Source organism: Mesorhizobium sp. M7A.F.Ca.US.010.02.1.1 (assembly GCF_004023085.1).
In the GTDB taxonomy this organism is placed as follows: domain Bacteria; phylum Pseudomonadota; class Alphaproteobacteria; order Rhizobiales; family Rhizobiaceae; genus Mesorhizobium.
In genome coordinates this window covers 25339-39923 of record NZ_RZRV01000021.1, presented here as the reverse complement: position 1 = coordinate 39923, position 14585 = coordinate 25339, and the positions used below count along the sequence as shown (strand labels likewise).

Sequence of the window (14585 nt, the reverse complement as noted above, 5' to 3'; positions counted from 1 at the left end):
TCGTTCGTTTTGCTCTCTAAGTGAGAAATGGCTGTTTTCATCGAGCAGAAGCCAAGAAATCACCCTCAGCAGGGCTCCGCATTGTCCCACAGCACGGGGGCCGATGTCGATCAACTCGCGGCGCAGACGTCGGCCGACGACCTGCTTGATATTGTCGGTGTCGTGCTCGCTGTGAGCCAGACCGCGCACGATCCCGAGAATGGCGAAAAGTCCTCTGCCCCGCTGCCGGCGTCCGGTTCGGAGCCAACGTTTGGCCTGCCGGCGCATCTGGGAAAACTCGCCGATCGCGCCCGCGACTACGTTGAGGCGGCTAGCTCCGCCAACACCCGGCGCGCCTACGCCGCCGACTGGAAGCATTTTTGCGCCTGGGCGCGCCGCCAGAACATCGAGGTGTTGCCGCCCGATCCTCAGACCGTAGGCCTTTACATCACCGCGCAAGCCTCGGGATCTGGTCGGGAGAAAAAATCGGTGGCGACGATCGAGCGCCGCCTTTCTTCGCTGTCTTGGAATTATAGTCAGCGTGGCCAACCACTGGACAGGAAACACCGCCACATCGCCACCGTGCTGGCCGGTATCCGCAACACCCACGCCTCCCCTCCCCTGCAGAAGGAAGCCATTCTGTCCGAGGATTTAATGGCCATGCTGGAAACCCTCGACCGCGGCACCCTGCGTGGCCTTCGTGATCGCGCCATGTTGCTGCTTGGCTTCGCTGGTGGCCTGCGTCGCTCGGAAATCGTCGGCCTCGATGTTGGCCGCGATCAGACCGAAGATTCTTCGGGCTGGATCGAGAGTTTTGACAAAGGCATGCTGGTGACGCTGCGGGGAAAAACCGGCTGGCGCGAGGTCGAGATCGGCCGCGGCTCCTCCGACGCCACCTGCCCGGTGGTCAACCTGCAGACCTGGTTGAAACACGCTCGTATCGCGCACGGACCGCTGTTCCGCCGTGTCACTGGCCAAGGCAAGGCCATGGGTGCCGAGCGGCTCAACTCCCAGGAAGTGGCGCGGCTGGTCAAGCGCACCGCGCTGGCTGCCGGTGTTCGTGGCGATCTGTCGGAAGGCGAGCGCGGGACCAAATTCTCTGGGCATTCGCTGCGCGCCGGCCTCGCTTCCTCGGCCGAGGTCGACGAGCGATATGTGCAAAAACAGCTTGGCCATGCCTCCGCGGAGATGACCCGTCGCTATCAGTGCCGGCGCGACCGGTTTCGGATCAACCTCACCAAGGCAAGCGGGCTGTAAACGCCCCTTTAGAGGGAGCCCGCCCCTACCAATAACCTCCGTTCGCGCGATCGCCTTGCTGCAATCACAATATGTCGACAGATTGCGGTTCTATCGACATGATTTGGCGATGTGTCGATGCCAACGGCAATCCGGCATAGCTAAACGACAGGCGGCATCGGTCTATCTGAAGGCCCTCGTCGACAATGGCCTGTTGCAAGAAGTCAAGGCTGGTCGCGAGAACCTCTATATCAATCCGGCCTTGCTGGCGCTTCTTACCGAGCGCGAGCCGGCGCAAGGCGGCCGGTGAAGCCCTCACCTTCCGACCGGCACTAAACCGCCCGGCCGTGCATCTCGCCCTCATCCGAAGAGGACCGTTTGATTGCCCTGGTTCCGGCATGTCTGATTCGTGCCTGGACTTTGTCGTCCGCTACATTTGCCGCCAAAATTGTTCATCCGAGGTCACCGTTGGCCAATGGCCGGCCGGTTCCTCTTTTCGGGGGCGCTCCTGCAAGAGTTGGCATGCCGACACCAGCCATTCCCACATTTGCATCCGGTCACCCTGCCAGCATGGTTGGGGCGTGAGCGCCGCCACAGCATCGATTTGACAGCGAACTGCCGCCCACGGCTTTTCGGCCAGCAACTGAGTTTCTTGAGGGACCGCGATCAGCGGCGAGGATGCCCGCTGTCTTCATCCTATCGTCTCACTGGGAGCGGCACGACATTCTCGTGGCTTGGCAGATCGAAAACCATTGCCAATTGGCGTGTCGTGGCCATTCGACGACCAACTCTTCAATGGATTGATCGGGTAAACCGGTCTTGACCCTTTGGCGAACCAGCCCGGCGAGCTTATGCACTTGACCGGAACCATGTGAGGATGCTCATCGAGCAACTTACTGATCTCGATCACCACGTCAGCATCGATGTTCTTTGGCAATTCACACATAGGCGGGCCCTAAACATGAAGATGCGAGCAGTCTGAAAGTGATCTTGCGCACGTGCCCGCCCCGACGTGCCTGCCGGCACTACACCGCTATCGCCCTACACCAAGGGAATGCGTCAGTCAGTCCGGCGAGTCCAGAAATGTCGGCTCGAGCCGGCATCCCCTCCCCAACCCGGTGTATTCTCGCGAGCGAGCGTCCAGACCACGTCCACGGTGATCTGAACTCCGGGCGGCCATTGGCGCGCCCAGCGGTCCTGCCCCGACCTCGACTGAGATCTAGGCGGCCGTGTTCCGCGTGCGGCCGCTTGCAGTCCCTGCCCGACAAGTATGACTTTACTGCCGTAAAAAATGGCCTTTGTTGCAGAGAAAACATGTGTTTAGCTCAGGAGAGCGGGACAAATATGGGCTTCCGCACATGAGCATTGGCTTCATGACCTCAGCTGCAACCGGCAGTAAAAAGCGCCTCGGGCTCGTTGACCTTTTGTTAACCTAAAACTTCTTGCCGCGGTTGGCCGAATCGGAGCTTAATGGCGCTTGTTGAGTGGATTGCTTACAAAAAGCGCCAATTCAGGTTTTGACGAGAAATGAACATTGCCATGCGGCTGCCACGCTTCGAGTTCGATAACACGATCATCGAGCAGGGCGAAGAGATATCGCGGCGACTGAATCAGCTTCGTATGGAGAAGTTCCCGCCCAATGCGACCAAGACCCTCCGGTCCTTTTCGATGGCGGAGGTAGCCCACTATCTCGGAGTATCGCAGAACAATCTGAAGCGCCTCCATCTGGAACGCAAGGGCCCCCTGCCCGAGCAGATACCGTCGGGACGCCGATCCTATACCGCCGAGCAGATGCTTGAGCTGCGTCATTTCCTGGACCGACACGGCAGGACCGAGGTCAAGAAATACGTCCCGCACCGCAAGCCTGGCGACAAGCTCCAGGTTGTCGCTGTCGTCAACTTCAAGGGTGGCAGCGGCAAGACAACCACCGCCGCCCACCTCGCCCAGCATCTAGCTCTGACGGGCCATCGCGTCCTTGCCGTCGATCTCGACCCGCAAGCCTCGCTGTCCGCCTTGCATGGCTTCCAGCCGGAACTTGATCGGAACCTCTCTGTGTATGAGGCGATCCGTTATGACGACGAGCGCAAGTCGATCTCCGACGTGATCGTGCCGACGAATTTTCCCGGTCTGGATATCATTCCAGCCAGTCTTGAACTGCAGGAGTATGAGTACGATACGCCGCTCGCCATGCAGGACAGAACGTCGAACGTAGGTCGCCAGTTCTTCACCAGGCTTGCAGGGGCGTTATCGGAGGTGGACGACCGCTATGACGTCGTGATTGTCGATTGCCCTCCGCAACTCGGCTATCTGACTTTGACGGCGATGTCGGCGGCGACATCTGTCCTCATCACGGTTCACCCTCAAATGCTCGACCTGATGTCCATGAGCCAGTTCCTGCTGATGCTCGGCGGCATCTTGAAGACCATCAAGGCAGCCGGTGCAGCAATAGAGCTGGATTGGTTTCGCTACCTGATCACGCGCTACGAACCGACAGACATCCCGCAGGCGCAGATGGTTGGCTTCATGCAGTCAATGCTGGCTGGCCAGATTCTCGAAAATCCGATGCTCAAGTCGACGGCCATTTCGGATGCGGGGCTGACGAAACAGACACTCTACGAGGTCGAGAAGTCGTCCTTTACCCGCTCTACCTACGACCGCGCACTGGAATCACTGGATGCGGTGAACTCCGAGATCGCGACGCTCATCCATCGCGCATGGGGGCGGTCATGACGGCGGGTTTTACGGCAGTAAATAATGGGAATTTCAGTCGTGAAATCAGTCGACTAACCGAGAATCGGAGCGATTGAATGGCACGCAAGGACATATTTGGCAGCGTTATGGGCCCCGCGGCGTCGGTCGCGAACGTCAAGGACGTCTCAGCCTATGCCGCTCGCGGCGCTTCCCGCTCGATTATGCAGTCGTTCGAGGAACTCTCGAAGAGTTCGGTCGTCGATCTCGATCCGGCATTGGTCGATACGTCATTCGTTTCCGACCGCATGGACGATGACGATGAGGCTTTCCAGGAACTGCTGGCAGCTATTCGTGAGAGAGGGCAGGATTCGCCGGTTCTGGTCAGGCCTCACCCCGAGGTTTCGGGCCGCTTCCAAACCGTCTTTGGCCACAGGCGTGTCAGGGTCGCGCGCCAGTTGGACCGACCGGTCCGCGCCGTCGTCAAGAAGATGGACGATAGGGACCATGTCATCGCCCAAGGCCAGGAGAACGCCGCCAGAGCCGATTTGTCCTTCATTGAGCGAACGCTTTTTGCAGACCGCATTCTCAAGCGAGGCCATTCCCCGGATACAGTGAAATCAGCTCTTTCGCTCGACGACACGACTTTCTCGAAGATGCGTTCTGTGATCAGCACCATTCCAGAGCAGGTGATTGTTGCGGTGGGTGCGGCCAAGGGCATTGGCCGAGACCGCTGGTGGCAGCTTGCCAAGCTCATGGAGCATCCTGGTGCTGCGGCGAGGGCAGCCGAGTGCGTGGCAATCGCGGATTTCGCGCAGTCAGGCGGTGAGGCCCGTTTTGCCCGTCTGTTCGACTTTGTGAGCGCCCCGGTGAAGCGCCCGCAGGCGGCATCGAAGCCCCAGGAGCGGGCTTGGGTACCCCAGGATAAATCAGTTCGAGCCAAGATCACCGACACGGGAAAAGTGTTCACGCTTGCCTTGAAATCCAAGGAAGCGTCGCCCTTCGGCGCATTCATTGCCGGCAAGCTCGATGAGCTTTTCGAAGCTTTTCGGGAGTCGGAAATGGCGAAGAAAACAGGAGACTAAGACCGCAAAAGAAAAAGGCCCCCGAACGTCACCGTCGCGGAAGCCCTTCTCAAGTCTGTAGCAAGCTGAGAATCGCACTTCCCCGAATCACTGTCAAGAGTCGTGGTGCCGTTTCGGCGAGCAGATTTCTTTTGCCTGATTGAAAGGTGAGGGAAATGGAGAGTGGGTATGGAACGACGCCCTTTGGGCGGCGGCCGATGACGCTTGCGCTGGTGCAAGCGAACGCGGCATCACGAGAGATTCCTGATGGAGCCCTCGTCGAGAAGTGGCAGGTCTATCGTTGGTTGTGCGAAGGCAAGGCTGTCGTAGGTGTGGGAGATCGCGCTCTGGCCGTGCTGAGCGGGCTCTTGTCCTTCTATCCGGACGACCAGATCAGCGAGGAAAACGGCCTGATGGTCTTCCCCTCGAACGCACAGTTGTCACTGCGCACACACGGTATGCCCAGTTCCACATTGCGGCGACAACTGGCCGAGCTGGTGAGTTGCGGCCTGATCATCCGCCGCGACAGTCCAAATGGCAAAAGGTTCGCCCGGAAAGGGAAGGGTGGCGCCATTGAGGAGGCGTTCGGATTCTCACTGGCGCCGCTGCTGACACGGGCCGCTGAGTTTCAGCGTGCTGCCGAACAGGTGCGCGCCGACAGCCAGGCGCTCAGGCTAATGAGGGAGCGGATAACCCTCCATCGTCGCGACATTCACAAACTTGTCGAGGCCGCGATCGAGGAGGGCGTTCCTGGCAACTGGGAGGCCGTCTGGAGACGGTTCAGAGCCATTGTAGATGCAATCCCGCGACGGGCAGGGCTGTCCGAACTGGAGGCAATCGTTGCCGAACTGACCAGACTTCATGACGAAGTGGATATGATGCTGGAAAACTTCATGAATTCCATGAATCCTAGCGCCAATGAGTCCCAAAATGAGCGGCAGCAATCTGATTCAAACACAGACTCCATTTTTGTCTTTGAACCGGCTTTGGAGAAAAGCAGGGCGGCGGTCGAGCCAAGCCAGGCAGCCGCCGAGAAACCGAAGAGCTATCCGATCGGACTGGTGCTGAAAGCCTGCCCGGAAATTTCAGACTATGCCGTGCAAGACATCGGAAATTGGCGCGATTTGATGATTACCGCCGTCCAGGTACGAGGCTACCTTGGTATTTCGCCCTCAGCATACGAGGAGGCTTGCCATGTGATGGGCCAGGAGACCGCCGCCATCGTGATTGCCTGTATCTTGCAAAGGGCGCAGCACATCAACTCGGCGGGCGGCTACCTGCGGGTTCTAACCGAAAAGGCAAGGGCAGGGGAGTTTTCGGTCGGGCCTATGCTGATGGCGGCGTTGAAGGCGAACGCTGTGACAGCAAAAATGGCCGGGTAGCCGTTGGCGGATCGGTCCGCGCTGATGCGGGGCTTGCATAGCGCATCATGTGAGACGATGTTTTCCCTCACATGGAATGGAGCGTGAGATGCTGGCGTTTGGAGATGTCGCCGACGTGTTGGGGCTGCCCATTGAGGAGGTGGCGTCGCTGTCGCCTTTCGGGCTGATCTCCCGGATCGAGAATGGACTTCCCATCGGGGCGCTCGAGCGCGTTGCGCATCTTCTGGCGCCTGGCGATTCTCAGTTCAAATACCGACTGATCTCCAAGGCGACCTACGAGCGGCGCAAGGCGGCACATCGTCTCTCGTCGGACGAGAGCACACGATTGGCCCGCGTGGCCCGCGTCTGGAGTCTTGCTGTCGATGTCTGGCAGAACGAAGAGGAAGCGCGGATTTCTTGTTTCGGCCGCACCCGATGATTGAGGACAAGCGACCGATCGACATCGTTATCCTGAGCGAGTTTGGCGCCGACATCATGGTCGATATCCTCGCAGGTCTGAAGTACGGCAGGGCTGCGTGACGGCGCAGACTCTCGATCGCAGGCTATCGTCCTTTCGTATCGGTGGTCCGGCCGGCACCTACCGATCTTGGATGCGACCGGTTCGACAATCGCCAGGGCGATGGAACACCCGCGGATGTCCTATCATCTACACGAGCGAGCACTATTCGACGGTCCTGTTGGAAAAGCTGGTACATGGCAGTGGCCGCCTGCCGCCCAACCAGCACGACATCGAAATCACGATCCCGCGCGAACTCAGCTACAAGGTCTTTTTGCAGCCGTCACTGCCCGGCTGGGACACCATGCCGGCGACCGTTGAGCAAGGCATTTGGCGAAACCTGGTGTTTAGAACGGCGCAGCGTCATCCTGCTGGTGCCGAGTGTCGTGGCGCGTCTCGATTGCAATGTGCTGATCAATCCGGCGCATCCGGAGTTTTCGAGGATCCAGACAGGTTTGCACCAGCCCGTCTACTGGGACAGGCTGGCTGTTTGGCGCGTAACGGAGAACAGGAGAGGCTTTCTGTCGGCTGCAACCCGAGGCCGCGCGCTCGCCGCGACAAGCGCGGCTGTCTCGGAACCAATAGTCCTGGAGCTGAAGCCGTAAGCTTTGATGTGTCGGATCGATCTGCGACTCAGACGATTATCCGCGCCGCTCGCCCGAGCGTGCGTTCGGCATCGTTGTAGTAGTTCGACGCCTGTTGCACCGAGCGATGCTGCGACTGCTGCATGGCTTCGGGCAGCGGAATGCCGCGGCGGGCGGTTTCGGTGAGATAGCCGGAGCGAAGGCCGTGGGCGGAAAACGCCGTTGGGTCGAGCCCGGCCTCGGCGACGCGGCGTTTCAGGATTAGATTGACCGCCTGCGGCGTCAGCGCGCGTTTTTCAAGATTGCCCCAACGGTCGATGCCGCGAAACACAGCGCCTTCGGTGACGCCGGCGCGCTCGAGCCAGTCCTTCAAAACCAACACCGGACGGCCGACGAGCAGAACGAACGCGTCGCTTTCGGCTTGTGTAGTCTTGGTGCGGCCAAGTCGGATCGACAGGCACGGCAGCTTATCGCCGTCGGGATTCTTCGGATTGGCCGGCACGGGCTCTTCTTCGACGATCTGCTCGAACCTGAGCGAAGCCATTTCGCTGCGGCGGCGGCCGCCCGACGCGAAGGCGGTGATGAGAAGGGCGCGGTCGCGCACGTCCACGAGGCGATCGCCGGCGCAGGCTTTAAGCATGACGGCCAGAATATCGGCGGTCACCGCCTTTTTGCTCTTGCGGCCGCGGGGACGGGCGCTGGCGCGCACCGCCAGTTTTACGGCGCTCTGCAGCCCCGGCCCATTGAATTTTCCCCTAATACCGCGCCATTTGGTCAGCGTCGACCAGCTCGACAGACGCCGGCGCACGGTGGCGGGCGCGTGCGGTCCGTCGCTGCGCAAAAGCCCTTGGGATTTCAGCGTCGCCGCAACGTCTTCGGGCATGCCGTGCGCTGGATCGGTCTCGCGTTTCGCGAAATCCCACAAATGGTGGGCGACGAATTTTATCAAAAACGCCTCCGGCGCTGGCCAGGGCAGCGGCTGCCCGGTCGCGGCGAGCGCCCAGGCCTCAAGATAGCCGAGGTCGGAGGCCAGCGCCCGCAGAGAATTTGCGCCGATGCCTTCTTTAGCCAGATGGCGCAGGGTGGCGACGTCGTCATCGGTCAAAAGCCCGGCGAGAAAATCGCGACGGTCGAAGGGCAGCACGGAATCGAGCGCGTCGAGGGCTTCGGCCCGTCTCGCGACGATTTCAGCGGTCTTGGCGTTGGCAAGCTGCCCTGTCATTGGCTTGGTTCCATCTGGTTACCGCCCGATATTTGCGAAAAGCCCGTAAAGCCCGTATATTCCGGAACAAAGGAGTTTTGGCCATGACCACCACCGTCACCGCCGCCGCCGTCTCGAAAAACTTTGGCGCCTATCAGGATGCTGCGGTCCGCGATCCGGTCATCATCACCAAGAATGGCCGCCCGCGCACCGTGCTGCTGGCCTACGAGGATTTTGTCCGGCTGTCGAAGCGCGACCGGCGGGTCGAACCGACAGCGGAGCTCAGCGCGGACGAAATCGCTGCGGTCGAAGCCTCCGAAATGGAGCCGGGTTTTGACCATCTTAACGACGAGCTCTCTGGGCAAAACTCTCTGGGTCAAAATCCTCCGGGGCAAAAAGCCTGACGGAAAAAAATGCTGCCGGCTGAAATCAAGGTCGGCCATGTCTTCCGTTATTCCTATCTCTGGCATTGGCAACACCGCGAGGGCCGCGAAGAAGGCGACAAGGATCGGCCCTGCCTGGTGCTGGCGCTGGTCGCCATGCAGGAGGACGGCACTCCGGTCGTCCGCGTCCTGCCGATCACCCACACGCCGCCGTCCGTTCCCGTTGATGCCATCGAGATCCCGACCGCAGTCAAGCTGCGCTTGCGGCTTGACGGCGAGCGGTCGTGGATCGTTTTGACGGAAAGCAACCGGTTCGCCTGGCCAGGCCCCGACACCCGGCCGCTGGAGACGGAGAGCGGCTATTACGGGCCGCTGCCGCCCGCGTTGTTTGCCGCGGTCAAGCGCCGGTTTGTCGCCATCGCGACAGGCCAGGCGCACACCAGCACGTCGCGTACGGCGTGACGTCGGCAGGGCAGGGGCAGTCTCCATAAGGCGTCTTCCAAGCGGGTTTCTGCCGCCCTCGCGGCCGGTGCTCGCGCCGAATCTAGCGCCTTTGGGCTGCCAAGGCCATCACTATCGATAAGAGGTGATTATCGGTAGTGTTATTTCTCCCTGAAGAAATACGACGTAAGTCCAGGTAGACGCCCACTAGCTTGACCAACGCGAATCAGCCATCATGAAAACAATGGCTTACACGCTCGACAAACTGCCCCTGGAAACCCTGATAGGGCCGGTTGCCCGCGCGACCGAGGTTTTGGTGCGACTCGACGAGCGGGTCGCCCGTTCGCCGGTGCGCGACGGCTTTGTCGAGCGCCAGCACTTTGCCGACGCGGTTTCCGCGCTCTGGCTCGAGGGCGAACTCGTCCACCTCGAGGACCTCGTGCTGCACGACGCCCACATGGACATCCGCACCCCGACCCACGAACTCACCCGGGCGCACGCGGTGCTGCGAACCCGCCGGCGGATTTTTGCGCAAAAACCGGATTGGGCGCTCAGCCGCGACGGTTTTTTGGCGCTGACCGGTCGCGGCGGCGCCATGCCGGCGGCGGGCCAAAAAAGCCGGGACGGGGAGGGGGCTGGAGCCAGCTCCTTTGAAGCCGACGATCGCGATGACGCCGAGGCCGACCGGCTGGCCGAAGAATTTGCCGAGATCGATGCTGTTTTAGCTCGCTCGTCGAAGATCCTCAGCGGCTCCGACGTGCCTGGTCGAAAGGAGGAAATGTCACGACATGACCGGCCGGAGCCGCAAAACGGCCTGATCTACGATCTCGACTGGAATGAAGAAGAACGGCTGGCCGAATGGCAGGCCGTGCTCGCGGAAACGCGGGAGTGGCCGTCGGTGCTGCAGGCCGCAATCTTGCTCGAAGCCTGGTCGGACATCGAGGTGCTGCAGCATGCCACGTGGCTCGGGCCGCTGCTCGTGGCTGCACTGCTGCGACAGGAAGGACTCGCCGCCCACCATCTCGCTTGCCTGCATCTCGGCGCGAAAAACATTCCGCGCGAGCGGAGGCGGGCGCGCAGTCGCGGCGATCGGCTGCTCGCCTTGCTCGATGCCATCCACGACGCAGCAGTGGCTGGCCTGAAGGAACACGATCGGCTGGTGCTGGCCAAAAGCCAGATGGAGCGGCGGCTCAAACAACGGCGCGCCAGCTCGAAACTGCCCGACCTGGTCGAGCTGGTGCTGTCCCGGCCGCTCGTCTCGACGGGAATGATCCAGGAGCGGCTAAAGGTGACAAAGCAGGGGGCGCTCAACCTGATCGGCGAGCTTGGTCTGCGCGAGATGACGGGCAGGGGAAGGTTTCGGGCGTGGGGAATTGTTTAGGTCCGCAGCCATTCGCCGTAAGATTCTATAGGGCTTACGAACTTATCCAACTTGACGAATTTTCGATCTGTAACCATATTGGTGACAGCAGGAGGTTGTCGTCATGGCCACTTCAAAACGCAACAATCATAGCGGGACCGCTCGCATACGGGAGTCGCCGCCCTGAGCTTCACCACAAAACTGCCGGCACAGGCAGACTTCAAGAAGGTTCTGCTTGAACGTTATCAGGAAGCGATCGCACGCAGCCGCAAGATCGGCCACCGCGTATCGTTCCGGGTCGAAGTCGACCCGGCCGCCGATGCGCAGACGATCACGCCGGTCGAGGAGCAACCGGTCGATACCTTTCCCGTCGACGACACGGGCAAGCCCGATGCCGAGCTCGAGGCGGCTCTTGCCGGAGCGCGCGCGCGTGGCCGCAAGCGTGTTGCCGAAATTGTCGCCGGCGAGGACATGCTGAGTGCTGAAGCCTTCGCCAAGCTGCTTGGCACGTCGCGGGTGACGGTCAACGCCAGGCGGCAAAGCGGGCAGGTGCTCGGGATCGATGGCGCCAAACGCGGATTCCGTTTTCCTGTCTGGCAACTCGACAGGGACGGTCGTCCCTTCGGGACATTGCCTGCGCTCCATGAGACGCTCGGCAACAGTGCCTGGGCTGTCTATCGGTTTCTGGTGTCGCGCCATGGCGCCCTCGATGGGCGGACCGGCCTTCGAGCCCTTCAGCAAGGCGATGACGCCTCGGTGTTGGCCGCGGCGGAAGGCATGGCCAGGGGCGATTTCGACTGAATGCCCGGCGTTCCACCTCCAGCCGATTTCGCGGCCGCAAAGCTCGAAATCGAGACCATATCAGCGGGGCGGACATTCGGCCGGATCTACTGGAGCACCTATCCCGGGGGGACACTTCGGTGGGGGATCGTCGCGGAAATGAAAGCGGATGACGGCCCGCCGCCGCGGCAGCTCAGCGAAGTCAATCTTTCGCCGCACAGCCCACATGAGGGTCGAAAGATCCACGTCGCCGAGCGCGATCTCCGCCTCGATGTTGCATTGCGCCCATTCCGCTAACGCGTCATCGCCGCTCGAGGTTTATCGACTTCTAGGTACGGAAATAGCAGATGGCGCCCGTCGCCCCGTCCTCGACACGCTCGACCAGGCCCAACGCTTCCATGTCCTTGAGCCGCCTCGACAAGAGGGCGGACGAGACGTTGCCCACCCCCTTGCGAATGTCATTGAAGCGGGTCGAGCCGTTCCAGAGTTCGGTCAGGATTTGGATCGTCCAGCGGGGCTCCAGGAACTCGCAGGCGTGCGAGATCCGGCAGACCAGTCCGTAAGGCCGTCTCGTCATGGCTGACCGCTCCTTTGCCGCAGGTTAGGCCTTGCGGAGCTCTAAGACCAGTTCACAATCTGAAGCGGTGCGCTTCCGAAGATGCGCTGGCGCCTTCCCGTGCTCTGCCATGATGGTGGTCGTCATTCGTGCATCCCCCAAAGGAGGCTACCATGACCTGGCGTAACATTACGCAAACGACACTAGGCCAGACCGCACGGCGCGTGCCGCGCACTTTTCTTGATCCTCCCCTCGATCGGCTGCTGGCCCTTGTCCGTGAGTGGCGGACCCGCCGCAACATAAAGCGTGGGCTTGGTCACCTGTCCAACTTCCTTCTGCGCGACGTTGGCTTGACCAAAGCAGACGTCGAGTCGGCCTGCGCCGACAGCTTCGATAGATCCGCTCTTGCGCGCTTAAGAGTGCAGCGCAGAACCAGACGGGAAATTGGTGAGAAGGGAAAGCCCCGGGGGCGGAAGCCGCTTGAGGGCGGCAATTGATCAGCCGAATTCGGGGGCATTCTTTAACAACGATTTTGAGGCGCAACCGCGGCGTCCGGCGTGGTCGCCGGCGATGTCTCCATTCGCACTACCGCAAAATTGAACTCTCTGGTCGAGTTAAGGCACATTGCTGACCGGTAGATTTTTTGGTGCCGAGAGCCGACTTTCCGGTTCCCGAAATTCGACCGGAAAAGCAGCCTTTCCTGGGACCTAATGCTTCAAGATCTGGCTGAGGAACAATTTCGTTCGATCATGGCGCGGGTTGCCGAAAAACGCGTCAGGCGTGCCCTCCTCGACGATCTGTCCGGCGTCCATGAAGATGACGCGGTCGGCGACCGCGCGGGCAAAGCCCATCTCATGCGTCACGCACACCATGGTCATGCCGTCGCGGGCAAGTTCCGTCATGGTGTCCAGCACCTCCGAGACCATTTCCGGATCGAGGGCGGAGGTCGGTTCGTCGAACAGCATCACAGCCGGTTCCATACACAGGCTGCGGGCTATCGCCACACGCTGCTGTTGACCGCCGGACAGCTGGATAGGAAACTTGTTCGCCTGCTCGGGAATACGAACCCGCTCGAGGAATTTCAGCGCGGTCTTGCGCGCCTCCTTTTCCGGCACGCCCTTAACCCACATTGGGCCGGCCATGCAGTTCATCAGCACCGTCATGTGCGGAAACAGGTTGAAATGCTGGAACACCATGCCGACGTTGGAGCGGACGTCGGCGACGTTGCCCATCTTGCCATGCAGCGCAATGCCATTGACGGTGATATCGCCCTCCTGATGCGCCTCCAGGCGATTGAAGCAGCGGATGAGCGTCGATTTGCCGGAACCTGAGGGCCCGCAGATGACGATTCGCTCACCCTTTTGGACGGTCAGATTGATGTCCTTCAAGACGTGAAAGGCGCCGTACCACTTCGATAGGTTGCGCGCTTCGATGATGGCATGAGCGCTCATCTGACCTTGCTCCTATGGTAATGCCGCTCGATCCGCGCCTGGATCAGTTCGAGGCAGATCGACAGCATCCAATAGATCATGGCGGCCGAAATCAGCATCTCCATGTGCTGGAAGGTCTTCTGGCCGAGGGTGCGCGCCAGGAACATCAGCTCCCAAACACCAATGACCGAGACCAGCGAGGAATCCTTCAGCATCGAGATAAACTGGTTGCCCGTCGGCGGAATGATGACCGGCAGCGCCTGCGGCAGGATGATGCGGCGCATGGTCAGCGCGAAGCCGAAGCCCATGGAGCGCGACGCCTCCCATTGGCCGCGATCGATGCTCTGTATGCCGGAGCGGAAGATCTCGGTCATGTAGGCGCCGTAGCAGAGCGAAAGCGCCAGGATGCCAGCAGGCACGGCATTGATGACGAAGCCAAGTTGCGGCAAGCCGAGATAGATCAGGTAGACCTGCATGAGCAGCGGAAGGCCACGGAAGAAGGAGGTGTAGAAGCTGGCGATGGCGTAGGCGAAGCCATTGCTGGAAAGCTTGGCGACCGCGCCGGCGACCGCGATGACGGAAGCGATGACAATCGAGATCGCCGAAACGTAGAGGGTGGTGACAACGCCTTGGCTGATTAGAAACGGCAGCTTCTCGCTGATGAAGGGCAGGCTGAGATGGAAGGTCTCGAAGAAGGCAATGAACAGCAGCAGCAATTCGAGCCAGACGATGCCGATCTGGAACTTGAGCGGCGCGAAACCGATCAGCACTACGTTCAAGGTGAAGATCATCGCTATGGCGAAGGCAATGGCAAAGCGACCGTAGAGGCCACTCACCGACGGTTCGCCGATCACCGGACGCATCAGTTCGGCGAAGCTGGTGGCCGACATGTTGAAAGCCATGAAGAGCAGCAGAACGACACCGAACATCGTCGCCACGAACCAGGGTTTGTGGACGAGGATTTCAGCTTCGACGGTATCGGGATAGAGCATCTTTAAGCACCGG

The 14585-nt window shown here is 60.6% G+C and carries 14 protein-coding genes and 2 pseudogenes; 12 read left to right on the top strand and 4 right to left on the bottom strand.

The annotated features are described in order from the left end of the window. Window positions 1-27: 27 nt before the first annotated feature. The 7 genes and pseudogenes from EOA19_RS21230 to EOA19_RS21195 form a co-directional block, all read left to right on the top strand. The gene (locus EOA19_RS21230) at window positions 28-1236 is read left to right on the top strand and encodes a site-specific integrase (RefSeq protein WP_128304722.1); all 1209 of its coding nucleotides are present in this window, start codon (window positions 28-30) and stop codon (window positions 1234-1236) included. Window positions 1237-1345: 109 nt separating this feature from the next. After that, on the top strand, window positions 1346-1525 hold the full coding sequence (locus tag EOA19_RS21225) for a hypothetical protein (RefSeq protein ID WP_245486246.1): 180 nt from the start codon (window positions 1346-1348) through the stop codon (window positions 1523-1525). Between the two features lie 1217 nt (window positions 1526-2742). Further along, window positions 2743-3945 carry a plasmid partitioning protein RepA gene (gene repA, locus EOA19_RS21215; RefSeq protein ID WP_128304721.1) on the top strand — a complete coding sequence of 401 codons (1203 nt, stop codon included), beginning with the start codon at window positions 2743-2745 and terminating at the stop codon, window positions 3943-3945. Window positions 3946-4022: 77 nt separating this feature from the next. Then, entirely contained in the window at window positions 4023-4988 is a 966-nt protein-coding gene (gene repB / locus EOA19_RS21210; RefSeq protein WP_127296707.1) for a plasmid partitioning protein RepB, read from the top strand. A gap of 155 nt (window positions 4989-5143) precedes the next feature. Continuing rightward, window positions 5144-6349, top strand: a complete 1206-nt coding sequence (repC, locus tag EOA19_RS21205; protein ID WP_128304720.1) for a plasmid replication protein RepC — start codon at window positions 5144-5146, stop codon at window positions 6347-6349. 88 nt (window positions 6350-6437) lie between these two features. Further along, window positions 6438-6868: pseudogene (locus tag EOA19_RS21200) on the top strand (DUF2384 domain-containing protein). Beyond that, window positions 6865-7327, top strand: a pseudogene (locus EOA19_RS21195) (RES family NAD+ phosphorylase); the annotation flags it as partial. The pseudogenes EOA19_RS21200 and EOA19_RS21195, both read left to right, overlap by 4 nt. A gap of 151 nt (window positions 7328-7478) precedes the next feature. Here EOA19_RS21195 and EOA19_RS21190 read toward each other — a convergent pair. Further along, a complete protein-coding gene (locus EOA19_RS21190) occupies window positions 7479-8651 on the bottom strand; it encodes a tyrosine-type recombinase/integrase (protein WP_128304719.1) in 1173 nt (390 codons plus the stop codon). A gap of 83 nt (window positions 8652-8734) precedes the next feature. On the opposite strand from EOA19_RS21190, the gene EOA19_RS21185 reads away from it, so the two are divergent. The 4 genes from EOA19_RS21185 to EOA19_RS35925 all read left to right on the top strand — a co-directional run bounded on the left by EOA19_RS21185 (window position 8735) and on the right by EOA19_RS35925 (window position 11615). Next, window positions 8735-9034 (top strand): type II toxin-antitoxin system Phd/YefM family antitoxin, encoded by a 300-nt coding sequence (locus EOA19_RS21185; RefSeq protein ID WP_128304718.1) that lies wholly within the window; start codon window positions 8735-8737, stop codon window positions 9032-9034. Between the two features lie 9 nt (window positions 9035-9043). Next, a complete protein-coding gene (locus EOA19_RS21180) occupies window positions 9044-9475 on the top strand; it encodes a plasmid maintenance toxin (PemK-like) (protein WP_128304717.1) in 432 nt (143 codons plus the stop codon). 214 nt (window positions 9476-9689) lie between these two features. Continuing rightward, window positions 9690-10835: an RHE_PE00001 family protein gene (locus tag EOA19_RS21175; protein ID WP_164892986.1), complete on the top strand. Its 1146-nt coding sequence runs from the start codon at window positions 9690-9692 to the stop codon at window positions 10833-10835. A 162-nt stretch (window positions 10836-10997) separates the two neighbouring features. After that, the gene (locus EOA19_RS35925) at window positions 10998-11615 is read left to right on the top strand and encodes an XRE family transcriptional regulator (RefSeq protein ID WP_128304761.1); all 618 of its coding nucleotides are present in this window, start codon (window positions 10998-11000) and stop codon (window positions 11613-11615) included. A gap of 307 nt (window positions 11616-11922) precedes the next feature. On the opposite strand, the gene EOA19_RS21160 is transcribed toward EOA19_RS35925, so the two are convergent. Continuing rightward, a complete protein-coding gene (locus tag EOA19_RS21160; RefSeq protein ID WP_128304716.1) occupies window positions 11923-12171 on the bottom strand; it encodes a helix-turn-helix domain-containing protein in 249 nt (82 codons plus the stop codon). Window positions 12172-12323: 152 nt separating this feature from the next. Between EOA19_RS21160 and EOA19_RS21155 the strand changes: the two genes are divergently transcribed. Beyond that, a complete protein-coding gene (locus EOA19_RS21155) occupies window positions 12324-12647 on the top strand; it encodes a DUF1127 domain-containing protein (RefSeq protein WP_128304715.1) in 324 nt (107 codons plus the stop codon). 210 nt (window positions 12648-12857) lie between these two features. Here EOA19_RS21155 and EOA19_RS21150 read toward each other — a convergent pair whose 3' ends face one another. Both EOA19_RS21150 and EOA19_RS21145 read right to left on the bottom strand, forming a co-directional pair. After that, on the bottom strand, window positions 12858-13601 hold the full coding sequence (locus tag EOA19_RS21150; protein ID WP_128304714.1) for an amino acid ABC transporter ATP-binding protein: 744 nt from the start codon (window positions 13599-13601) through the stop codon (window positions 12858-12860). Then, window positions 13598-14572 carry an amino acid ABC transporter permease gene (locus EOA19_RS21145; protein WP_127297130.1) on the bottom strand — a complete coding sequence of 325 codons (975 nt, stop codon included), beginning with the start codon at window positions 14570-14572 and terminating at the stop codon, window positions 13598-13600. Before EOA19_RS21145 ends, EOA19_RS21150 begins: the two co-directional genes overlap by 4 nt. Window positions 14573-14585 lie beyond the last annotated feature (13 nt).